Origin of the sequence: Streptomyces sp. NPDC014995, from assembly GCF_043080745.1 — a bacterium.
Classification (GTDB): domain Bacteria; phylum Actinomycetota; class Actinomycetes; order Streptomycetales; family Streptomycetaceae; genus Streptomyces.
Genome location: NZ_JBIBVX010000001.1, coordinates 265,140 through 286,602, shown reverse-complemented (window position 1 = coordinate 286,602; position 21,463 = coordinate 265,140). Strand labels below are relative to the sequence as shown.

Sequence of the window (21,463 nt, the reverse complement as noted above, 5' to 3'; positions counted from 1 at the left end):
GTGGGGCGCTTCCTTGGCTGTCCGGCTTCTGCAGAGCGAAACGGGCTCCCGGCGTAAGCAGTACCTACGACTTCAATGTCCGTACCGGAGCCCTTTCCCACATGACGAGCAGCACCGAGACCACCGCCACCACCCCGCAGGTAGCGGTCAACGACATCGGTAACGAGGAAGCCTTCCTCGCCGCGATCGACGAGACGATCAAGTACTTCAACGACGGCGACATCGTCGACGGCGTCATCGTGAAGGTCGACCGGGACGAGGTCCTGCTCGACATCGGTTACAAGACCGAAGGCGTTATCCCGAGCCGTGAGCTCTCGATCAAGCACGACGTCGACCCCAACGAGGTCGTCGCCGTCGGTGACGAGATCGAAGCCCTTGTTCTCCAGAAGGAGGACAAGGAAGGCCGCCTGATCCTCTCGAAGAAGCGCGCCCAGTACGAGCGTGCCTGGGGCACCATCGAGAAGATCAAGGAAGAGGACGGGATCGTCACCGGTACCGTCATCGAGGTCGTCAAGGGTGGTCTCATCCTCGACATCGGCCTCCGTGGCTTCCTCCCGGCCTCCCTGGTCGAGATGCGCCGCGTTCGCGACCTCCAGCCCTACGTGGGCAAGGAGCTCGAGGCCAAGATCATCGAGCTGGACAAGAACCGCAACAACGTGGTCCTGTCCCGCCGTGCCTGGCTCGAGCAGACCCAGTCCGAGGTCCGCCAGACGTTCCTCACGACCCTCCAGAAGGGTCAGGTCCGTTCCGGCGTCGTCTCCTCGATCGTCAACTTCGGTGCCTTCGTGGACCTGGGTGGCGTCGACGGTCTGGTCCACGTTTCCGAGCTCTCCTGGAAGCACATCGACCACCCCTCCGAGGTTGTCGAGGTCGGCCAGGAAGTCACCGTCGAGGTCCTCGACGTCGACATGGACCGCGAGCGTGTCTCCCTGTCGCTGAAGGCGACCCAGGAAGACCCGTGGCAGCAGTTCGCCCGCACCCACCAGATCGGCCAGGTCGTGCCCGGCAAGGTCACGAAGCTGGTTCCGTTCGGTGCGTTCGTCCGCGTGGACGAGGGCATCGAGGGTCTGGTCCACATCTCCGAGCTGGCCGAGCGCCACGTGGAGATCCCGGAGCAGGTCGTCCAGGTCAACGACGAGATCTTCGTCAAGGTCATCGACATCGACCTCGAGCGCCGTCGCATCAGCCTCTCGCTGAAGCAGGCCAACGAGTCCTTCGGTGCCGACCCGGCCTCGGTCGAGTTCGACCCGACCCTGTACGGCATGGCCGCGTCGTACGACGACCAGGGCAACTACATCTACCCCGAGGGCTTCGACCCGGAGACCAACGACTGGCTCGAGGGGTACGAGAAGCAGCGTGAGGAGTGGGAGCGCCAGTACGCCGAGGCGCAGTCCCGCTTCGAGCAGCACCAGCAGCAGGTCATCAAGTCCCGCGAGGCGGACGAGAAGGCCGCTGCCGAGGGTGGCGACGCGGCGGGTGCGGCTCCGGCCGCGTCCGGTGGCGGTTCGTACTCCTCCGAGGGTGCTGACACCTCCGGTGCCCTGGCTTCGGACGAGGCGCTTGCCGCGCTGCGCGAGAAGCTGGCCGGCGGCCAGAGCTGATCGCTGCCGCTGAGGGTTAGCCGTTAGGTCTGAGGGCCCGCACCTTTCGAGGTGCGGGCCCTCAGGCGTGCCCCGGGAGTGCGGCCGTCATCCTGGCGCGGGCCGTCCATGGCTGGTCGCGCGGTTCCCCGCGCCCCTGGAGGGAGTTGCCCTGCCGCCCCTCAGGGAGCTGCCCGTGCTCGTAGAAACGTGCGGGATACACGATTAGCTGACGGGTCGTAACCCGGTACTGGCACGCTTCCCCGGTCTTCGTTCCGGATCGGAAGGGGAGCCCAGTCATGGCACAGCCTCAGTACGGGTCGGGAACGAGTCGGCCGACCTGACGTCAACGCCGCCGCCCTACCTCTGAGTCGGCCGGTGGCCTCCTCCTCGACCACCCCCGCTACGAGCCCCTCGACGAGCCCCTCGACGAGCCCAGCGGACGCGTCCGCTTCGCCGGCGACTGGCTCAGTGACACCGATGCCTGCAGCACGGCGCGTTCACCTCCGCCCGCAAGGCGGTCATCGCGATCCACGCGGCGCGTGCCGGGCTCCTGACACCGTCCGCCACGCGAAGGCCGTAGGGAGTCACCTGATCAGGGGCATGGGCCGGGAATGCCCACGTCCTGCGGCGCGTTGTCCAGTACGAACACGAGGAGGAGCGGTCCAAGTGCTTGATCCGCAGGGTTTGTACGCATGGGAGCCGAAGGGGCTGGCCGTCGTCGACATGGCGCTCGCCCAGGAGTCGGCCGGACTTGTCATGCTCTACCACTTCGACGGATACATCGACGCGGGTGAGACCGGCGACCAGATCGTCGACCGGCTGCTCGACGCGCTGCCCCACCAGGTCGTCGCCCGCTTCGACCACGACCGGCTGGTGGACTACCGCGCCCGCCGCCCGCTGCTGACGTTCAAGCGCGACCGATGGGCCGAGTACGAGGATCCGGCCATCGAGGTACGGCTCGTCCAGGACACCACCGGAGCACCCTTCCTGCTGCTGTCCGGACCCGAGCCCGACGTGGAGTGGGAGCGCTTCGCCGCGGCCGTGAGACAGATCGTGGAGCGGCTCGGCGTACGCCTGTCCGTCAACTTCCACGGCATCCCCATGGGCGTCCCGCACACCCGGCCGGTGGGCCTCACCCCGCACGGCAACCGCACCGACCTCGTCCCCGGCCACCGCAGCCCCTTCGACGAGGCACAGGTCCCCGGCAGCGCCGAGGCACTCGTCGAATACCGCCTGATGGACGCCGGACACGACGTCCTGGGCGTCGCCGCGCACGTTCCGCACTACATCGCGCGCTCCCCGTACCCCGACGCGGCGCTGACCGTCCTGGAGGCCATCACGGCCGCCACCGGACTCGTCCTCCCCGGCATCGCGCACTCCCTGCGCACGGACGCACACCGCACGCAGACGGAGATCGACCGCCAGATCCAGGAGGGCGACGAGGAGCTCACCGCCCTCGTCCAGGGCCTGGAGCACCAGTACGACGCCGCCGCGGGCGCCGAGAGCCGCGGCAACATGCTCGCCGAGCCGGTCGACATCCCGTCGGCGGACGAGATCGGGCGGGAGTTCGAGAAGTTTCTGGCCGAGCGGGAGGGAGAGGGCTGATCCGCTAGGCTGGCCGGCGACCGCACCCCACCGCTCTTCCCGCACGCGAAGCTGATCCGGTGGGCCTGACCGGCGGTATCGGAGTCGGACGTGCTCCCCGCGCCAGCGGGGGTCGTGAGGTGGAGGACGCGGTCATGCTGTCCGTGGGGCTGACCGGCGGAATCGGCGCCGGCAAGAGCGAGGTGTCGCGGCTGCTCGTCGAGTGCGGCGCCGTGCTGATCGACGCGGACCGGATCGCACGCGAGGTCGTCGCGCCCGGAACCCCAGGCCTCGCCGCGATCGCCGACGCCTTCGGCCGGGACGTCCTCACTGAGGACGGCAGCCTCGACCGGCCCGCACTGGGCTCGATCGTCTTCGCCGACCCCGAGAAACTCGCCGTCCTCAACGCGATCGTGCATCCTCTCGTCGGCGCCCGCTCCCGCGAGCTGGAGGCCGCAGCACCCGAGGACGCCGTCGTCGTCCACGACGTCCCTCTCCTCACGGAGAACGGACTCGCACCCCTGTACGACCTCGTGGTCGTCGTCGACGTCCCGCCCGAGACCCAGCTGGACCGGCTCCTCCGGCTGCGCGGCATGACCGAGGAGGACGCACGCGCGCGTATGGCCGCGCAGGCGACACGCGAGCAGCGCCGGAAGATCGCGGACATCGTGATCGACAACGACGTACCGCTGGCGGACCTGGAGAGACGCGTCAAGGACGTATGGGCCGAGCTGGCTCGCCGAGCGCGCGCGCCACGGCAGTCCCCGACCCCGTCGGAGGAACAGTCCGGCGAACCGTCCCAGGAATAGCGGCCCCCGCTCCGCGCGTTGAACGCGTGCAGTGAGGGAAGGATTTTTCCGTGCCCGATATCAGCGGTTCGACCGGACGTACTCCGGAGACGCACGTCATCGACTTCCGTGCCGCGGAGCAGCTGCTCGCCGCACGGGACCCGCGGGGCGCGGTGAAGCTGCTCGACGGTGTCATAGCCGCACACCCCGAGAACACCGCCGCCCGCCTGCTGCGCGCGCGTGCCTTCTTCGCCGCCGCGCAACTGCGGCCCGCCGAGCTGGAATTCGCCATCGTCCTGGAGCGTGAGCCGGACAACGCGTTCGCGCACTTCGCGCTCGCCCGCACCTACGAGCGGCAGGGCCGCGGTGACCAGGCCAAACGCCACTTCCGCCTGGCGGCCGCGCTGGACCCGAATCCGCAGTACCTGAAAGCGGCGCGTTTCGACTCCTGAGCGCTGTGCCCCGGCTCACGGGCGGTGGTCCGGAGGCCGGTACGGCGGAACGTCCCGGCCGGGCTGAAAGTGAGGCCCCTGCCGGATGTGCCGGAGGATCACCATCAGATCGACGGTGATCACCAGCCACAGCACTCCACAGGCCACGGCCCAGCCCAGCCGCCCGGAGAGTGCGAACGCGATCGTGCCGAAGGTGGCCCAGACCAGTCCCCACAGGCTCAGCCAGAGCCGCATCCGCAGAGCACTGCGCGCTGTCCTCGGCTCACTGCCCGTACGCATCGGATCATCACTCCTTCCTGAAACGTACTCTTCGGTCCGGACGTTCCTCAATGGAGTCGTCCCGCGACAGAGCGCCGATCGAAGGGAAGGTTTCCACTCGTGCTGCCGGACCGTGACGAACTGGCCGAGGTGCTCCTCGACCTCGGAGTACCGCACCAGGACATCGACGAACCCGTACGGCTCAGCCGACAGGTGGTGGGCGATCCGGACGCACTGGGGTTCCTGGAAAAGAGCGTGGCGGACCTCGTCGACGGGATGGGCGAGATCCGGGGGATGGTCGACATACCTCAGCTCCCGGGCGCCTCGGAGGCGCTCGCGCGCTTCTTCCCGCTCTACGTGTGCGTGGCCGCCCTGCCGTACGTGCGGGCCCACCACCGTGAGCGGGGCATCCCCGAGGAGATCTCGCGGCGCACCCTCGCCGACATCGGGCGGGGCGTCGCCTGGCACCGCCGCTGGCACGGCACCGGGGGACTGCTCTCGCCACGGTGGCTGTCGCTGCACCTCCACGGCGAGCTGTACCAACTGGGCCGGCTGCAGTTCCAGCGGGACCGCGTCGGGCACCGGACGAGCGACTCCCTCGCGGCGGCCGGCCTCGCGCCCGGGCCCGGCGACCCCGCCCTGGGCCTGCACGTGCCCGACTTCATGGGACCGCTGGCACCGGACGCCTGCGACCGCTCCCTCGCGCGGGCCCGGGACTTCTTCGCCCGGCACTACCCCGAGGAGCCCTACACCGTGGCCACCTGCGACTCGTGGCTGCTCGACCCGCAGCTGAAGCGGTACCTGCCGGAACACTCCAACATCGTCCGTTTCCAGGAGCGGTTCACGATCAGTCATGTGCCCGAGGAACCGGAGGACACGACGCCCGTGCGCTTCGTCTTCGGCACCACCGACGTGCCGCTGGACCGGCTGCCGCGCCGGACCGTCCTGGAGCGCGCCGTCGTGGACCACCTGCGGGACGGCGGCCACTGGTACGTCGGGACGGGTTGGTTCGTGCTGTAGCCGGCTGCCGCGGGAGTGGCCGGGGCGGCGGCCAGGAGCAGGAGAGCTGCCGACACCGATCGAACACGGATGCCATCACTCGAACGAGTGAACTGGCGTCGGAGGGGAACGGCGTTGCGCAGCACGGCCGTTGGACGGGCATGACACTCGACATGCGTGCGGGCTACGAGGGCACGGGGCCCGGCGCGATCACCGCGGACGGCTGCGCCGTCGAACTGTACGCCCGGCTGCCGGTGGGCACCGAGCCGGACGTCGTCTCCGCGGCGGTGCCCGCGGGCGCGCACATCCTGGAGCTGGGCAGTGGCGTGGGCCGCGTGACCCACGCTCTCCTCGAGCGCGGGTTCACCGTCACGGCGGTGGACGAGTCCGCCGAGATGCTGGAGCGCGTGCGCGGGGCGCGCACGATATGCGGCCCCATCGAGGACCTCGACCTGCAAGAGACGTTCGACGTGGTGATGCTCGCGTCGTTCCTCGTGCACAACGGGGACGTCGAGGTCCGGCGGCGGATGCTGCGCGCCTGCGCACGGCACGTCACGAGGGACGGGTGCGTGCTGATCCAGCGGGAGGGGGAGGACTACCACACCGACGTGCCGCGCGAGCGCGTCGACCCGAGCGGCCACACGGTACGGATCGTGTCGGTGGACCCGGTCGGCGACGGGGTCAACTCGGTGCGCGTGGAGTACGTGTTCCCGGACGCCGTGTGGACCCAGACGTTCCGTGCGCGTCCGCTGACCGAGGAACAGTTCGAGGAGGCGTTGGCGGAGGCGGGCCTGGGAGTGGACCGGTATCTGACGGAGGATCGGACCTGGGTGAGGGCGGTGCGGGTGGGGGAGCAGGCGGCTGTGTGACCGAGGAAGCGACGGGAGAAGAGCAGGCGGGTGTCGATGAGTTCGGCGCCGGGACACGGTCTACCTCCTCGACATCACCACGGACCACATCCCCCGGGAGACCCCCATGTCCCAGACCACGGCTTCCGTCGTCGCCGCTGCTTCCACCGCCTCCCCCTCGTCCTCCGGCACGGTCGTCGCCGAGTCCGCGACCGCTCGTGGTCGCCGGGCCCGGATCGCCCTGCGGGGCCTGCAGATCGTGCTCGCCCTGTTCTACGGGATCGCGAGCGCGCTGCCGAAGCTGATCGCGCACCCGTCGGCGTCCGAGGGCTTCGACCAGATGGGCTGGGGCAGCGCGGGCATGTACGCGATCGGCGTCCTCGAACTGGCCGGCGCCATCGCCCTGCTGGTGCCGGTTCTCCAGTCGGTGGCGGCAGTGGCGCTGGGCGCGCTGATGGTGGGCGCGTTCGTGGTCCAGGTGGTCGTCTTCGACGGGCAGAACGCGGCGACACCGGTCATTCTCCTTGTCCCGCTGACTCTGATCGCCTGGGCGCGGAGGGGCTCTACGGTGGAGCTGCTGCGGCTGCTGCGGCTGCTGCGGCGCCGGGCGTGACGGCTGGGGGCGGCCCGGTTGTTGCCGTCGTACCGGAGCGCTACAGGCCACACACGCAGGGCACTACAGCCGTGCAGGGTCGTGGAGGGGACCCCGGTCCGCCTGTACGGCCCCTGGTACGGCCCTGTACAGCCCGGCCGCTGCACGGGCCGATGGTGTCGTCGCCCGCCGTCGAGAGATACCGAAAGGCATCGAAGGGGGCAGTGTCAGGCACCGACGGCAGTGTCAGGCACCGGCCGGCGGAGACAGGCACTGTCAGGTGCCGACGGGCGGCCGCCGACGCGGGGCTGCCGCGGCCTTACGGTGGACACATGGACGCCCCGCATGCCCTCACCGCCCTCGACCGGCGCGTCGCGGGCTGCCGGGCCTGTCCCCGGCTGGTGGCCTGGCGTGAGGAGGTGGCCCGGACGAAGCGGGCGGCCTTCGCCGACTGGACGTACTGGGGGCGGCCGGTGCCCGGCTTCGGCCCGTCCGACGCGCGTCTGTTGATCGTGGGGCTGGCCCCGGCCGCGCACGGCGGCAACCGCACCGGCCGTATGTTCACCGGTGACCGTTCCGGGGACGTGCTGTACCAGGCGCTGTACGACCTGGGGCTGGCCTCGCAGCCGACGTCGGTGTCGGCCGACGACGGTCTCGTCCTGCACGGCGTGCGGGTCACCGCGCCCGTGCACTGCGCGCCGCCCGGCAACAAGCCCACCCCCGAGGAGCGGGACACCTGCCGTCCCTGGCTCGTCCAGGAGCTGCGGCTGCTGCGGCCGACGCTGCGGGCGGTAGTCGTCCTGGGCGCGTTCGGCTGGCAGGCGGCGCTGCCCGCGCTCGCCGAGGCCGGCTGGCCGGTCCCCCGTCCGCGGCCCGTCTTCGCGCACGGGGCCCGGGTGCCGCTCGACGGCCTCGATCTCTTCGGCTGCTTCCATGTCAGCCAGCGCAACACCTTCACCGGGCGGCTCACGCCCGAGATGTTGCAGGAGGTACTGCGGACGGCGGCGGCAGCGGCAGGACTGTCGTGACCAGTCGGCCGCTGCCACCGCCCGGTCGCTGCCGCCGCCCGGTCGTTGCTACGTCCGGCTGCCACCGCCCGGACGCGGCCGCCGCCCTGCGTTGCCGCACCTCTTCCGCTGCCGCCGCCCCGCCGCTGCTGTCCGCTCAGACGATGCGGGCCGCGGCGATCGGCCGGGACGTCACCGGGTGGGCGCTTGCCTTGGCCGTGTTGACGCTCCACCGGTAGCGGGAGAATTCGCCGGTGGCGTCGGAGGCGTAGAACATCATGTGGCCGATGCCGACGCCTTCGAGGTTCTCTTCCTGCACGAGGCTGACCATGCGGGTGTCGGGATACTTGGGGTAGTTGGTCAGGGCGTACACGCCGTGCGGCTCGGCCGTGCAGTCGACGACCTCGACGGCGTACTGGGTCTCGCCGGTGAAGTCCGCGACGCCGCTGAAGACGCCCTTGACCTCGCGCACCATGACGATGTGGCCGGTGTTGTCCTCGACCTGGCCCATGTAGTCCACCGAGATCAGGTCGCCCGGCTGGAGGTCGGTGACCTTGCGGATCTGCCGGAAGCGCGGGCCGGCGGTGCCGTTGGTGAACGCCTGCCGGTAGTCGGCGGCCTCGGGGATGCGGTCCTGGAAGTACTGGGTGAAGTAGGCGTCGGTGGCCCATCCGTAGGTGTGCTTCAGCAGCCAGGTGATGAAGGACGAGCAGCGGGCCCGCGCGATCCAGCTCGTCAGGTCGTCGGGCGTGCCCCAGGTGACGGTCGACGGGGAGCCGATCAGGTAGACGTTGTTGAGGCGGGCCGTCCGGCCGCTGATCACGGAGACCTCGTCGGCGGTGAGGGCGCGGCCGTAGGCGCGGACGTCGTCGATGGCGCCCTTGAAGCGGTTGACGTAGGCGCCGTCCCACCGCGCGCGGCCTATGTTGAAGCCCTGGGTGGCGGCCCATGACACGGCCGCGTCGGCGCTGCCTTCCAGAACACCGTCGACGTAGAGGTGGATGCGGGTGCCGTCCCACACCCCGGTCAGATGGGTCCAGCGGCCCGTCACGGGGGCGGTGGTGGCGAGGGCGGAGATCTTGACGCTCTGGTCCTCGCTGCGGACCTTGAACGCCCAGGTGCCGGCGGTGTCGTCGTACTGGAGCAGGAAACGGCTGCAACTGGTGCCGTCCTGACTGACGGCGGTGTACATGTTGGCCAGGTCGGCGGGGCTGGTGGCGTCGTTGGACAGGCGTACCCAGGCGGAGACGGTGAAGGGGGCCGTCGTGTCCAGTACGGAGGCCGTGGCGGCGTAGGCGCCGGAGGTGCCGTCGAGGCTGAGCTCGCCGCCGGCCCGCAGGGTCGTCCAGGTCGTGCCGGCGCCGGGGGTGACGGGCCGGCCCAGCCCGGAGCGGTCGGCGCCGGATCCGTCCAGCGGCCAGAGCCCGGCCAGACCGCCCGGCAGGTAGCCGGCCGCGAGCAGTCGCTGGTACCGCACCATGCGTTCGGCCTCCGCCAGGTGCGGTGTGCCGACCGGTGTGAACGGGGTGTCCAGGGGGGTGTCGGCCGCGGCGGTTCCCGCGCCGCCCAGCACCCCGGTCACCGTGCCCGCCCCCACGAGTGCCGCTCCGCTCAACAGCCCACGTCTGCTGACCATGTGGTCTCTCCGTCCCGAGTTCTCCGGCCGTTCTCTTCGGACGTGTGTCCGAAGCGTCGGCAGAGTCTAGGCGGACGGGTGGTCGGAAAGCTCCCCGAATAGATGCCGCACGGTGGACCGGTAGTTGGCCTGGACGTGGCGCAGCGCGTGGGCGCGGGCCCGGTCGGGGTCGCCGGACGCGATCGCCTCGTACAACTCGCAGTGCTCGGTGAGGAGTTGGGGCCATTCCTCGTTCTGCCGGGTGAGCCAGCGCAGCCGACCGTCGACCGGTTCCATGACGGAGATGAGCAGGCTGTTGCCGGCGAGGGCGAGGATGCGGTCGTGGAAGCGGGTGTTGATGTCGGTGATCGCCTCGGCGTCCTCGGTCCGTGTCGCCTCGGCGGCCTGGTCTAGCAGTTCGCGCAGTTCCGTGAGCGCCTCCGGGGTGGCGCGGGAGGCGGCCAGGCCGGCCGCGTACACCTCCAACGCCTCGCGCAGTTCGAAGAGTTCCTTGACGTCGGTGGGGCTCAGTCGCCGTACGACCGTCCGGCGCGGGGTCTCGAACAGGACGAAGCCCTCGGCGACCAGGGCGCGGATGGCCTCCCGGACCGGCACGCGGGAGACGCCGAACCGCTCGGCGAGTTCGCGTTCGACCAGTCGGTCGCCGGGGCGCAGACGGCCCGCGATGATCTCCTGTCGCAGGGTGGCCAGGACGCGCTCGCGGACCGCGCCGAGGGGTTCGATCTTCGCCGTGGAGCTCATGGGTGTCATCCTCGCCGATGCGAGAGGTCTTTTACGGAGCCGTAACAAGGGGGACATCGGTCCGAACGCTTGACGGCGGCACCATGACCGCAGTTTGGTATACCAAACGACGCGTCGTATGGCCCTTCACCCCCCGCAGCCCTCCTCCGTCCCCTCGTCCAGGGAGGCCTCGTGTCCCTCGCCGACCGCGCCCAAGCCACCGGCGCCCCAGCGTTCGTCCCCGATCCCCGGCTCACCAACGAAGACCTCGCCCCCGCCGAGAAGCGCAACTGGAAGGTGTTCGACCTCTTCGCCCTGTGGATGTCCGACGTCCACAACCTCGGCAACTACACCTTCGCGGCCGGCCTGCTGGTCCTCGGCATGAACGTCTGGCAGGTCTTCACCTCCCTCCTCGTCGGCTTCGTACTGATCTACATCGGCATGAACTGGATGGGGAAGATCGGCCAGCGCCACGGCGTGCCCTTCCCCGTCGTCAGCCGCATCAGCTTCGGCGTGTGGGGGGCCAACATCCCCGCCCTGATCCGCGCCGTGATCGCCATCATGTGGTACGGCATCCAGACCTACCTCGCCTCCGTCGCCGTCAACGTGATGCTGCTGGCGGCCTGGCCGGGCCTGGAGTCGTGGACGCACAGTTCCTTCCTGGGACTCGACGCGCTGGGCTGGGTCTCCTTCGTGTCGCTGTGGCTGATCCAGGCGGTGATCATCAGCCAGGGCATGGAGTCGGTGCGCAAGTTCCAGGACTTCTGCGGTCCGGCGATCTGGCTGGTGATGATCGCGCTGGCGGTCTGGATCCTGGCCAAGGCCGGCTGGACGATCTCCCTCACCTCCACCCCGCACCCGGTGTCCGTGGGCGAGCAGTGGCGGCAGTGGTTCGGTGCGATCGGCCTGATCCTCGCCACCTACGGCACGCTGATGCTGAACTTCTGCGACTTCTCCCGCTTCTCGCCCGACTACCGGACGGTCAAGCGGGGCAACTTCTGGGGCCTGCCGATCAACTCCACCGCCTTCGTGGTCGTCTCGGTCATCGTCACGGCCGGCTCGCTGGAGGTGTTCGGCGAGGCGATCACCGACCCGGCGGAGCTCGTCGCCAAGGTCGGCAACACCTGGGTGCTGGTCCTGGCCGCGCTGACCTTCGCCATCGCCACCATGGGCGTCAACATCGTCGCCAACTTCGTCTCCCCGGCGTACGACCTCGCCAACGTCTGGCCGCAGAAGATCACCTTCAGGATCGGCGGCATGATCAGCACGGTGGCGGCCCTGGTCGTCACCCCCTGGAACCTGTTCTCCAACCCGACCGTCGTCAACTACTTCCTCGGCGGCCTCGGCGCCTTCCTGGGCCCCCTGTTCGGCGTGATCATGGTCGACTACTACTTCGTCAAGCGCGGCCGCGTCGACGTGGACGAGCTGTTCGACGCCCGCCCGGGCTCCCGCTACTACTACCGCAAGGGCGTCAACCCCAAGGCCATGTGGGCGTTCCTGCCCTCGGCCGCGGTCGCGGCGGTGCTCGCGCTGGTGACGACGTTCAGCGACGTGGCCCCGTACTCCTGGTTCATCGGGACGGCGCTGGCGGCCGGTCTGTACGCGGCTCTGTGCCGCGGTGAGCGGGCGGCCGGGTCCGCGGTCGCTTCCGACGAGCCCGTGGAGGTCTGAGCAGCGTGCGGATCGTCGTCACCAACTGCAACACCACGCAGGAGATGACCGCGGAGATCGTACGAGGTGCCCGGGCCGCCGCAGGCCCGGGCACCACCGTGACCGGGCTGACCCCCGCGTGGGGACCCGAGTCCGCGGAGGGCTGGCTCGACAGCTACCTCTCGGCGGCCGCCGTCCTCGACACCCTGCGGACCTACGACGGGCCGCCCTACGACGCCGTCGTCATGGCCGGCTTCGGGGAGCACGGGCGCGAGGGCGTACGGGAACTGGTGGACGTCCCGGTCGTCGACATCACCGAGGCCGCGGCCCATCTGGCCTGCCTGCTCGGCCGCCGCTACGGGGTCGTCACCACCCTGGAGCGGTCGTGCGGGCAGATCGAGGACAGCCTGGAACTGGCCGGCGTGGGCCGCAACTGCGCCGCCGTCGTCGGTACGGGCCTGGGCGTCCTCGACCTCGACGACGCCCGGCGCACCGAGGACGCCTTCCTCGCGGCGGCGGAACGGGCCCGCGAGGCGGGCGCCGAGGTCCTGGTCCTGGGGTGCGCCGGGATGACGGGACTGGAGCAGGCGGTGGGGGAGAAGCTGGGGCTTCCGGTGGTCGACGGGGTGGGGGCGGCGGTGAAGCTGGCGGAGGCGTTGGTGGCGATGGGGCTGCGCACGAGCCGGTCGGGCAGCTTCGCCAAGCCGGTGCCGAAGCGGCGGGACTGGAGGCCTCCGGCGGGGTGAGGCGGGTGCCGCCGCCGGCCCTCGACGAGGTCCGCGGCCACCCGCTCGGCGGGCCGTACGGCGTCGCCACCCGCCGGCCGTCCTCCTGGGTCGGCCACGCGAACACGCCGACCTCCCGGGCGAGCCCCTCCGGCTCGCCGACGTCACACCACCTGCGGGCATCGGCCCACTCCCTCCTCTGTAGGCCCACTCCCTTTTCCCCTCCAGCAAGGGCAACCCCCACTCGGGCCGGGCCGCCAGGTGCTCCGTGTACGCGCGGGGCCTGATCATCCTTCGTGGGCGCGGAGCGCAGGGACGCGGCCGGCCGGTCGGTCCGGTCGTGCGAGCCCCCGCCCCGCGCTGTCACGCCCGGGGTGGACCCCACTCCCGTTCCCGCAGCCGACGTTCGCACTCGCCTGCGAGATCGGGGTACGCCCCGGCGATGGCCGCGTAGACCCTGCGCCGCAGCAGCTCCTCCGCCGCCCGCCCCGTGCGCCCGTACAACTCGTCGAGAACGTCGACGTACCGGGCCAGACGATGGCGCAGATACTCGACCTTCCACCGCTGGAGCGTGCGGGCGTCGACCTCGGCGTCGACCTCGGCGTCGGCGCCGTCGATCGGCGCGGCGGGGTCCGCCACGGGAGGGCCCCAGCGCCCGTGCGCCCGCTCCGCCTCCCGGCGGCGGTGGTGCTCGACCGCCAGGGCCGCCAGTCTGTCCGGCGCCAGCCGGGGCACGTCGAGGGGTTCCGCCGCGATGCGTCCCAGCACCTCCCGTCGCCTGCGCCGATCGGCCGCCTTCGCCGCACCGGACCGGCGCGCGGCAGCCGCGGCCACGGCCCGGAACTCGTCACTCCGCTCGGCGGCCTCGACCCGCTCGACCAGGTAGAGACGGGTGCGCGGCGCCGAGCGGAAACGCGCGTCGACGCCGAACAGATCGGGCTCGCCGAGTAGTTGCCGCATCATGTCGGCGGTCCAGCCCCGGGCGCGCAGACCGGCTGCGGACAGGTGTGTCCGGGACGGCTGGGCGCCGGCCCGACCCTCCCCGCCGTCCCAGCGGTCCCCGCCATCACCGGCCTCCCCGCGGTCCGCGCCGTCCCCACCATCACCGGCCTCCCCGCCGTCACCGGCCGCCTCCCCGGCCTCCGGCTCAGCCCTGCCGTCGGCCGACTCCCGACCCTCGTGCTCCTTCCGGTAGTCCTTCTCGCGACTCCCCTTGTCATCCTTCTCGCGCTCGCTCCTGTGTTGCCTCTCGTGCTGCCTCTTCCGCGCCGTCATCACGACCTCCCCCGTCGTTACGCTGCGTGACGAGTTCATTGATAACGCGCACCACTGACAATCGCCCCGAGCCCGGTGCGAAACCGCGTGCAGCCGCGGCGCACGGCTCCGTACGCTGCGCCCATGCCCGCCCTCACCGACGCCGACTTCCTCGCCGCCACCGCCGACCGCCTCGCCGCCCTGCCCACCGTCCGCGCGGTCGCCCTCGGCGGCTCCCGGGCCCAGGGCACGGACCAGCCCGGCAGCGACTGGGACCTGGCCGTCTACTACCGGGGCCCCTTCGACCCCGCCGACCTCCGTGCCCTCGGCTGGGAGGGCGAGGTGTCCGAGGTCGGCGGCTGGGGCGGCGGCGTCTTCAACGGGGGTGCCTGGCTGACGATCGACGGACGGAGCGTCGACGTCCACTACCGGGACCTCGACGTCGTCGAGCACGAGTGGGCGGAGGCGGAGGAAGGGCGCTTCCGGGTGGAGCCGCTGATGTTCCACCTCGCGGGAATCCCGAGCTACCTGGTCGTCGCCGAGCTGGCGGTCAACCGCGTACTGCGCGGCGAGCTGGCGCGACCGGCCGCCTACCCCGGGAAGCTGCGCCGGACGGCGTGCGAACGCTGGTACGGCACCGCCCGTGCCACCCTCGCCTACGCGGCCGCCCACCACGCGCCCCACGACCGCCGCGCGGAGGCCGCCGGCGCCCTGGCCGTCGCCGCCGCGCAGACCGGGCACGCCGTGCTGGCCGCGCGCGGCGAGTGGGTGACGAACGAGAAGCGCCTGCTGGAGCGGGCCGGGCTGAGGGACGTCGACGACATCGTCGCGGAGGTGGGCCGCGGGAGCGTCCCGGAGGCGCTCGAACGCGCCCGGGTGCTCTTCGAGGAGACGGTGGAGGCAGCGGGCACCGCGTCCCGGGAGGAGCGTCCCCGGACGCCGCTCCCGGGCACCTGAGGAGTTGCGTTCATAAAGAAAGCGGGATTCCGGCGAACTGTCACCTCGCCGAAACGCAACCGTCCCGACTCCTCCAAGATCCGCCCGTACCGTGGAGACACACCACAGCAGACACACCACAGCACCAACAGCACACCGGCACAGCAGCACACCGGCACAGCACACCGCCACACCACGCACCGCACAGCCCCGGCCGCCGTCGCCCGAAGGCACACCCCCGCCCTCGTCCCGACAGGAGCTTCGTGTCCCCGCGTTCCGCCGTTGCCGTTCGCACATCCACCGCTCTGCCGCCCTGGCTCGCCCACGCCCTGCGGACGCAGCGCGGGCCCGTTCCGTGGAGCGCGGTCGTGCGCGGGGCACTCGCGGCCGGGCCGTTGCTGCTGCTCGCCGTGCTCGTCGACCGCACCTCCCTGGGTGTCGTCGCCGCGATCGCCGCCATGCTCGCCGGCATCAACGACCGGCCCGGCAGCCGGCGGGCCTCCGTCAGGCGGCTCGGGGCACCCGCGCTCGCGGGGGCGGCCGGACTCCTCGTCGGTACCTGCGCGGGGGACCGGCTGGGAGCCGTGGCGCTGAGCCTGGTGCTCACCGGGCTCGGACTGATCGCCGGCGGCATGAGCGCCATCGGGCCCGTCGCCTCGGGTGCCGGGACGCAACTGCTCGTCGCCGCGGCCATCGGGGCCGGCATGCCGCTCCCCGAGAGCGGCTGGGTGCGCGCCCTCGCCTTCCTCGCCGGGGCCGGCTGGCTCCTCGTCCTGCGGCTCGCCCTGCCCACGCCCGGCGCGCTGGCCGGCGACTTCCGCTTCGACGGGGAACGGGCCGCCGTCGCCGACGTGTACGAGGCCGCCGCCCGTCTGCTCGACGCCGTGGGCACCGAGGACGCGACCGCCCGCCGCGCGGCCCTCACCGCCGCCCTCGACCACGCGCAGGACGCCCTCGCGGGCCCGCGCCTGCGGCGCTGCACCAGCTCCGCGGCCGAACGGCGGCTGCACGCCCAGTACGCCGCCGCGCTGCCCCTCGCCGAGGCCGCGACCGCCCTGGCCTGGGCCGGGGAGCCCGTCGCGGAGCGGGCGTCCGTCGGACCCCGGCGACTCGCCGCCGCCGTACGGGAGAACGCGCCCACCGGGCCGCTGCCCGCGCCGTCGCGGTCGGCGCCCGCGCTGCGTGCCCTCGACGACGCCCTGTTGCAGGCCGCCGACGCCTTCGACCAGGGCGGCGGTGGTGACCTGCACACACGGCGGCGGAGCGTGGGAGACGTGCTGCGCAGGGCCCTCGGGGTCGGCGGCCGGGAGTACGGGATGCGGGTCGGCCTCTGCTTCGGGGCGAGCGCCGCCATCGCGCAGGCCCTGCACCACTCCCACTGGTACGGGCAGCACACGCACTGGTACTGGCTGCCCGCCACCGCCGTGTTCCTGGTCAAGCCCGACCTCGGGCCGCTGGTCTCCCGGGTGCTGTGCCGGGCCGCGGGGACCGTGCTCGGGGCACTTCTCTTCGCCGGGTTCGCCGCCGTGCTGCCCCGCCCGGAGGGGCTCGTGGCGCTGGTCGCCGTGTGCGGGGCGCTCATCCCCGTCGCCACCCGGCACTTCGCCGCCCAGACCGCCGTCGTCACCGTCCTCGTCCTGGCCCTCGTGATGGTCGGCGGCGAGCCGCAGGCCTCCGTCAGCCGGATCGGGGAGACCCTGCTGGCCTGCGCGCTCGTACTGATCGTCGGGCACCTGCCGATGCCGGGGGAGCGCGGCGGGCACGTGCGCGCCCGGCTCGCCGCCGCCGCGACCGCCGCGTACGCCTACCTCGCCCACGTCCTCGACGGCTCCGACGACCGCGCCGCCCGCTGGACCCTGCGCCGCGAGGCCTACCGCACCCTCGCCGAGGCCCGCACCGCCATCTCCCTCGCCGCCGCCGAACTGCCCGCCCTGGCCCGGCACACCGAGGGCACCGACGAGGTCGCCGCCCTCCTCGAACGCCTCGTCGACACCACCACCGCGTGCGCCGTCCACTTCGACGACACGGGACGGCTCGGCCGCCGGCAGAGCCAACGCCTCACCGAACTCCTCGGGGAACTGGCCGCACACCGGGAACTGGTGGAGCTCCCGAGAGAGCTGCCCGGGGGGACCGTCGCCGTGTAGGACGCGTCCGGCCGACAGGGCCGACGGGCGGGACAACACCGTCACGGCTCACACGCCCCGGCCACGGCGTCGTACGGTGACGTGATGACGCCCTCCCGGACGCCCGCCCCGACGTCTTCTCCGGCCGCCGACCTCGTCATCACCGGCTGCACCGTTCTCGTGCACGACGCCCAGGGCGAGGACGAGAGCGTCGGCTTCCTGGAGGACGCCGCCGTCGTCGTACGCGACGGACGCGTCGACGCCGTCACCCGTGCCGCCGAGGCGGCCGGACTCGCGGCGGCCGAACGGCTCGACGCCCGCGGCCAGGTCGCGATGCCCGGGCTGGTCAACTGCCACACGCACGCGCCGATGGTCGCCCTGCGCGGCCTCGCCGAGGACCTGCCCACCGGGGAGTGGTTCAACGACGTCGTCTGGCCGGTCGAGTCCAACCTCACCGAGCGGGACGTCGAGCTGGGCGCGCGGCTCGCCTGCGCCGAGATGATCCGCGGCGGTGTCACCTGCTTCGCCGACCACTACTTCGCCATGGACGCGGTTGCCGCCGTCGTGGCCGAGTGCGGAATCCGGGCCCATCTGGGGCAGGCCTACTTCTCCTCGCAGGGCGACCGCGGGCGTGAGGCGTCGCTGGAGTTCGCGCTCCGTCACCGTGGTGGGGCCGACGGCCGTATCACCACCGCCCTCGCCCCGCACGCCCCCTACACCGTGACCGACGCCGACCTCGCCGCCGCCGCCGAGCTCGCCCTCGCCCACGGCCTCCCCGTCCACCTGCACGCCTCCGAGAACCGCGACCAGGCCGACACCAGTCTCGCCCGGCACGGCGTCACCCCCATCGAGGTCCTGGAACGCACCGGCATCCTCGACACCGACGTCCTGATCGCCCACGGCACCGGCATCCTGGAACGCGACCTGCCCGTCCTCGCACGCGCGCGTGGCCGTACGGCCGTGGCGAGCGCCCCCCGCGGATACCTCAAGTTCGCCTGGCCCACCACCACCCCGATCCGGGCCCTGCGCGAGATCGGCGTCCCCGTCGGACTCGCCACGGACGGCGCCGCCTCCAACAACTCCCTCGACGTCTGGGAGTCGATGGCGCTCACCTCCCTGGTCCAGAAGTCCACCGAGGGCGATCCCCGCTGGCTGACCTCCCGTCAGGCGCTGCACCACGCGACCGTGCAGAGCGCGCGAGCCGTCGGACTGGGCGACCGGATCGGCGGCATCGCCCCCGGCCGGCGCGCCGACATCATCCTCGTCGACCTCACCGGCCCGCACACCCAGCCCGTGCACGACCTCGCCGCGACCCTCGTCCACAGCGCCCGCTCCTCCGACGTGCGCACCACGATCGTCGACGGCCGCGTCCTCATGCGCGACCGCGAGCTGCTCACCGTCGACGTCCCGGCGGTCGTCCGCGAGCTGGGGCAGCGCATGCCCGACCTCCTGGACCTCGGCCACGGCCGGCGCATCCAGGAGTACGACACCTGAGCCCCGACTCCGACGAGTGCCAGTTCTGACGCGGAGCGTGGTTCATGTGATCAGATGGTGATCGGGCCCTTACACTCCGCACTGAATCCGTGTCAACTACGTCTCAGTAGCGTCACCGGGCGAGGCGTTCCGCGGCCGGAGAGCGTTAACTCCTACAAGTGCAACGCTTTCTGGAGGTGCGAGATGGTGAACGGGCGAACGGTGGTCGAACGCTTTCCCGCGGGCGGGCCGCGTGGGTCGTGGCCTGCGGAGGAGTTCGCGCACGCGCGACGCATGGAGGGGCTGGCCGCCGAGGTGGTCATGGACCTCGCCACGGACACGTTCCTGGTGATCGTCCGGGGCGGCGACGCCACGGACTGACGCGGCCGCGGGTCAGCCCGCCTTCGAGGCGGGCACTTGGGCCGTCGGCGGGCCGGTGAACTGCTCCGCCTGAAGGGCGTACAGCTCCGCGTAGACGCCGCCCCCCGCCAGCAGCTCGTCCGGGGTGCCGGACTCCACCAGCCGGCCCTGGTCCAGGACGTGCACCAGATCCGCGTGGCGGACCGACGCCAGCCGGTGCGTGATCAGCACGACCGTCTGGCCGCCGTCGGCCAGCGCACGGATCTTCTCGAACACCTCCAGCTCGGCCCGGGCGTCCAGGGCCGCCGTCGGCTCGTCCACGATCAGGATGCGGCCCCGCCGGTACGCCGCCCGCGCGATGCCCAGCCGCTGCCACTGCCCACCCGACAGCTCGTGTCCGCCGCTGAAGTGCCGGGCCAGCAGGGTGTCCAGACCGCGCGGCAGATCCGCGACCACCTCCTCGGCGCCCGCCTCGCCGATGGCGTCCGCCAGCCGCTCCTCGGTCAGCGGCGCGGACGAGCGGCCGACGGCGACGTTGACCCGCGCCGTGAACGGCCACCGTTTGAAGTCCTGCGCCACCATCGCGATGCGCTCGGCCAGTTGGCGCCGGTCCGCGTCCGCCGCGTCGACGTCGTCCCACAGGATCCGCCCCCGGTCCGGCGTGTAGAGCCCCGCCAGCAGCTTCACCAGGGTCGTCTTGCCGGAGCCGTTCTCGCCGACGAGGGCGATGATCCGGCCGAGGGGGAGGGCGAGGGTGACGTCGTCGAGGGCGGGGCGGGCCGACTCCCCCGGATAGCCGAAGGTGACGTTCTCGAAGCGGATCTCCCGGGGGTCCTCGGGCAGTGCGGCGCCGCCCTCCGGGATCGCCCGTTCGGCCGCCTCGACGTACAGGCGTTGCAGGTCGCCCACGAACAGGGCCTCCTCGTGGAGCTGGTTGACCTCCAGGACCAGCGTGTTCAGGCTCGTCGAGCCGCTGCGGATCGCGATCACGGCCGTGCCCGCCACCGCCAGCGCCATCGTCCCGGTGATCAGCAGCCCGCCGAGCGTGGCGTACGTCGCCACCGTCGCCAGGCCCGTCCAGGCCGCCGCGAACAGGCCGGTACGCGCGGCGAGCCGGGCCAGCCGGGCCTGCTCCGCCTCCGCCGTCTCCGACATCGAACGGAAGTGGCGCAGCAGGAACGGACCGACCCCGTGCACCCGGATCTCGGGCGCGGCCGCCGGTTCGGTGAGGAGACCGGCGATGAGGTGACCCGCGCGCGCGTGCTGCACCCACGTGTGGAAGGACTCGTACCGGCGCCGGGCGTTCGTCAGGGCGCTCCAGGCACTGGGCAGCGTCATCGTCACCAGCAGCGGCAGCAGGAGCGGGTGCAGCACGGTCAGCACGCCGGCCGCCGCGGCCAGCGAGATCGTCGCGTTCACCACGCGCGTGCCGTACATGATCATCCGGCGGGCCGACTGGGCGCCGTACTGCGCGGTGTCCAGCAGCTTGTGGAAGGCGTGGTCCTCGATCGCGGCCAGCTCCACGGCGGCCGCCCGCTCCAGGTACAGCTCCGTCGCCACCCGTTCCACCTTGGGCTCCAGGCGCCCGGTGGCATACGTCGACACGGCCCGCAGCACCGCCCCGACGAACAGCACGACGGCCATGGCGGCCAGCGCGGGAGCGGCGCCGCGCAGCCGGTCCTCGATCGGACCACCGCCGATCAACTGGCCCAGCACGGTGTTGACCGCGAGCAGGCTGACCGCCTGTGCCGCGCCCCGGCCCATCTCGGCTGCCATCACGATCCGGGCGGCCCGCGGGTCGGCCTGCCGGGCCAGACGCAGGCTGGCGGCGAGGAGGGAGGGCAGCCGGATCAGCATGGCGCGGAAGTTCAGCTCCAGGAAGGCGTCCCGGTGCTGGTTCCATCCCATGTCGTAGCGGAGCGGGCCCCCGAACAGCAGCCGCTCCGACTCCGACACCTCGCGCTCGTCAGGACGCTGCTGCTTCGCCACCCTCCGCACCGCCGGCCTCCCCGATCGTGGACGAGTGGCCACTATCGCGGCAGGCGCTGCGGGAGGGCAGGGCGCAAGGCGGGGGAGAGGATGCGCGCGGGCGCGCGCCGGGACGCCGCCGTGGTGCGCTTGCGCGGGTCGTGTGCTGGGAGGGGGTGGGGGCTGTGGGGATGGCGGGGGTGGTGGGGGGCGCAGTCCGCGCTATGGGGCTTGGGCCAGTCGGGCGGGGCGACGGCGTCCTCATACGGGGCTGCGTGGGTGGGGCGCGTTTACGGGTACTGCGCGGGTGGCTTGTGCTTGCGAGGCTCGCGCGGGTGGGGTGCGCCTACGAGCTTGCGCGTGCCGTGGCCTTGCGCCGTCCGGTTCTGCGCGGATGGCGTGTGCTTACGAGGTGGGGTGCGCCTACGAGCTTGCGCGTGCCGTGGCCTTGCGCCGTCCGGTTCTGCGCGGATGGCGTGTGCTTACGAGGTGGGGTGCGCCTACGAG

At 72.0% G+C, this 21,463-nt stretch carries 19 protein-coding genes; 14 read left to right on the top strand and 5 right to left on the bottom strand.

Translation table 11 applies throughout. From position 1 onward, the window contains the following. Window positions 1-101: 101 nt before the first annotated feature. From rpsA to ACF1A1_RS01305, 4 genes are all read left to right on the top strand, one after another. Window positions 102-1,601 (top strand): 30S ribosomal protein S1, encoded by a 1,500-nt coding sequence (gene rpsA / locus ACF1A1_RS01320; protein WP_391644162.1) that lies wholly within the window; start codon window positions 102-104, stop codon window positions 1,599-1,601. A 648-nt stretch (window positions 1,602-2,249) separates the two neighbouring features. After that, window positions 2,250-3,188 (top strand): PAC2 family protein, encoded by a 939-nt coding sequence (locus tag ACF1A1_RS01315; protein WP_391644160.1) that lies wholly within the window; start codon window positions 2,250-2,252, stop codon window positions 3,186-3,188. A gap of 134 nt (window positions 3,189-3,322) precedes the next feature. Continuing rightward, entirely contained in the window at window positions 3,323-3,976 is a 654-nt protein-coding gene (gene coaE / locus ACF1A1_RS01310; RefSeq protein ID WP_391644158.1) for a dephospho-CoA kinase, read from the top strand. Window positions 3,977-4,026: 50 nt separating this feature from the next. Then, the gene (locus ACF1A1_RS01305) at window positions 4,027-4,407 is read left to right on the top strand and encodes a tetratricopeptide repeat protein (protein WP_391644156.1); all 381 of its coding nucleotides are present in this window, start codon (window positions 4,027-4,029) and stop codon (window positions 4,405-4,407) included. A gap of 15 nt (window positions 4,408-4,422) precedes the next feature. Here the strand turns inward: ACF1A1_RS01305 and ACF1A1_RS01300 are convergent, their stop codons facing one another. Next, window positions 4,423-4,686 (bottom strand): DUF6343 family protein, encoded by a 264-nt coding sequence (locus tag ACF1A1_RS01300; RefSeq protein ID WP_391644154.1) that lies wholly within the window; start codon window positions 4,684-4,686, stop codon window positions 4,423-4,425. Window positions 4,687-4,785: 99 nt separating this feature from the next. On the opposite strand from ACF1A1_RS01300, the gene ACF1A1_RS01295 reads away from it, so the two are divergent. From ACF1A1_RS01295 to ACF1A1_RS01280, 4 genes are all read left to right on the top strand, one after another. After that, a complete protein-coding gene (locus ACF1A1_RS01295) occupies window positions 4,786-5,685 on the top strand; it encodes an acyltransferase domain-containing protein (RefSeq protein ID WP_391644152.1) in 900 nt (299 codons plus the stop codon). Window positions 5,686-5,825: 140 nt separating this feature from the next. Next, window positions 5,826-6,533: a class I SAM-dependent methyltransferase gene (locus tag ACF1A1_RS01290; protein WP_391644150.1), complete on the top strand. Its 708-nt coding sequence runs from the start codon at window positions 5,826-5,828 to the stop codon at window positions 6,531-6,533. A gap of 106 nt (window positions 6,534-6,639) precedes the next feature. Further along, on the top strand, window positions 6,640-7,125 hold the full coding sequence (locus ACF1A1_RS01285) for a DoxX family protein (RefSeq protein WP_391644148.1): 486 nt from the start codon (window positions 6,640-6,642) through the stop codon (window positions 7,123-7,125). Between the two features lie 311 nt (window positions 7,126-7,436). Continuing rightward, a complete protein-coding gene (locus ACF1A1_RS01280) occupies window positions 7,437-8,132 on the top strand; it encodes a uracil-DNA glycosylase (protein ID WP_391644146.1) in 696 nt (231 codons plus the stop codon). A gap of 136 nt (window positions 8,133-8,268) precedes the next feature. On the opposite strand, the gene ACF1A1_RS01275 is transcribed toward ACF1A1_RS01280, so the two are convergent. Further along, window positions 8,269-9,747 (bottom strand): LamG domain-containing protein, encoded by a 1,479-nt coding sequence (locus ACF1A1_RS01275; protein WP_391644144.1) that lies wholly within the window; start codon window positions 9,745-9,747, stop codon window positions 8,269-8,271. Window positions 9,748-9,813: 66 nt separating this feature from the next. Continuing rightward, the gene (locus ACF1A1_RS01270; RefSeq protein WP_391644142.1) at window positions 9,814-10,497 is read right to left on the bottom strand and encodes a GntR family transcriptional regulator; all 684 of its coding nucleotides are present in this window, start codon (window positions 10,495-10,497) and stop codon (window positions 9,814-9,816) included. A 162-nt stretch (window positions 10,498-10,659) separates the two neighbouring features. Between ACF1A1_RS01270 and ACF1A1_RS01265 the strand changes: the two genes are divergently transcribed. Beyond that, on the top strand, window positions 10,660-12,138 hold the full coding sequence (locus tag ACF1A1_RS01265) for an NCS1 family nucleobase:cation symporter-1 (RefSeq protein WP_391644140.1): 1,479 nt from the start codon (window positions 10,660-10,662) through the stop codon (window positions 12,136-12,138). 5 nt (window positions 12,139-12,143) lie between these two features. Beyond that, complete coding sequence (locus ACF1A1_RS01260; RefSeq protein ID WP_391644138.1) at window positions 12,144-12,863, top strand: aspartate/glutamate racemase family protein; 720 nt, start codon at window positions 12,144-12,146, stop codon at window positions 12,861-12,863. Window positions 12,864-13,205: 342 nt separating this feature from the next. On the opposite strand, the gene ACF1A1_RS01255 is transcribed toward ACF1A1_RS01260, so the two are convergent. Further along, the gene (locus tag ACF1A1_RS01255; protein ID WP_391644136.1) at window positions 13,206-14,117 is read right to left on the bottom strand and encodes a hypothetical protein; all 912 of its coding nucleotides are present in this window, start codon (window positions 14,115-14,117) and stop codon (window positions 13,206-13,208) included. 123 nt (window positions 14,118-14,240) lie between these two features. On the opposite strand from ACF1A1_RS01255, the gene ACF1A1_RS01250 reads away from it, so the two are divergent. The 4 genes from ACF1A1_RS01250 to ACF1A1_RS01235 all read left to right on the top strand — a co-directional run bounded on the left by ACF1A1_RS01250 (window position 14,241) and on the right by ACF1A1_RS01235 (window position 19,009). Then, window positions 14,241-15,053: a nucleotidyltransferase domain-containing protein gene (locus ACF1A1_RS01250; protein ID WP_391644134.1), complete on the top strand. Its 813-nt coding sequence runs from the start codon at window positions 14,241-14,243 to the stop codon at window positions 15,051-15,053. A 242-nt stretch (window positions 15,054-15,295) separates the two neighbouring features. Next, on the top strand, window positions 15,296-17,176 hold the full coding sequence (locus tag ACF1A1_RS01245) for an FUSC family protein (protein WP_391644132.1): 1,881 nt from the start codon (window positions 15,296-15,298) through the stop codon (window positions 17,174-17,176). Between the two features lie 84 nt (window positions 17,177-17,260). Then, a complete protein-coding gene (locus tag ACF1A1_RS01240; protein ID WP_391644130.1) occupies window positions 17,261-18,649 on the top strand; it encodes an amidohydrolase in 1,389 nt (462 codons plus the stop codon). A 183-nt stretch (window positions 18,650-18,832) separates the two neighbouring features. Further along, a complete protein-coding gene (locus ACF1A1_RS01235; protein WP_391644128.1) occupies window positions 18,833-19,009 on the top strand; it encodes a hypothetical protein in 177 nt (58 codons plus the stop codon). A 12-nt stretch (window positions 19,010-19,021) separates the two neighbouring features. Here ACF1A1_RS01235 and ACF1A1_RS01230 read toward each other — a convergent pair whose 3' ends face one another. Next, on the bottom strand, window positions 19,022-20,896 hold the full coding sequence (locus ACF1A1_RS01230; RefSeq protein ID WP_391645304.1) for an ABC transporter ATP-binding protein: 1,875 nt from the start codon (window positions 20,894-20,896) through the stop codon (window positions 19,022-19,024). Between the last annotated feature and the right edge of the window lie 567 nt (window positions 20,897-21,463).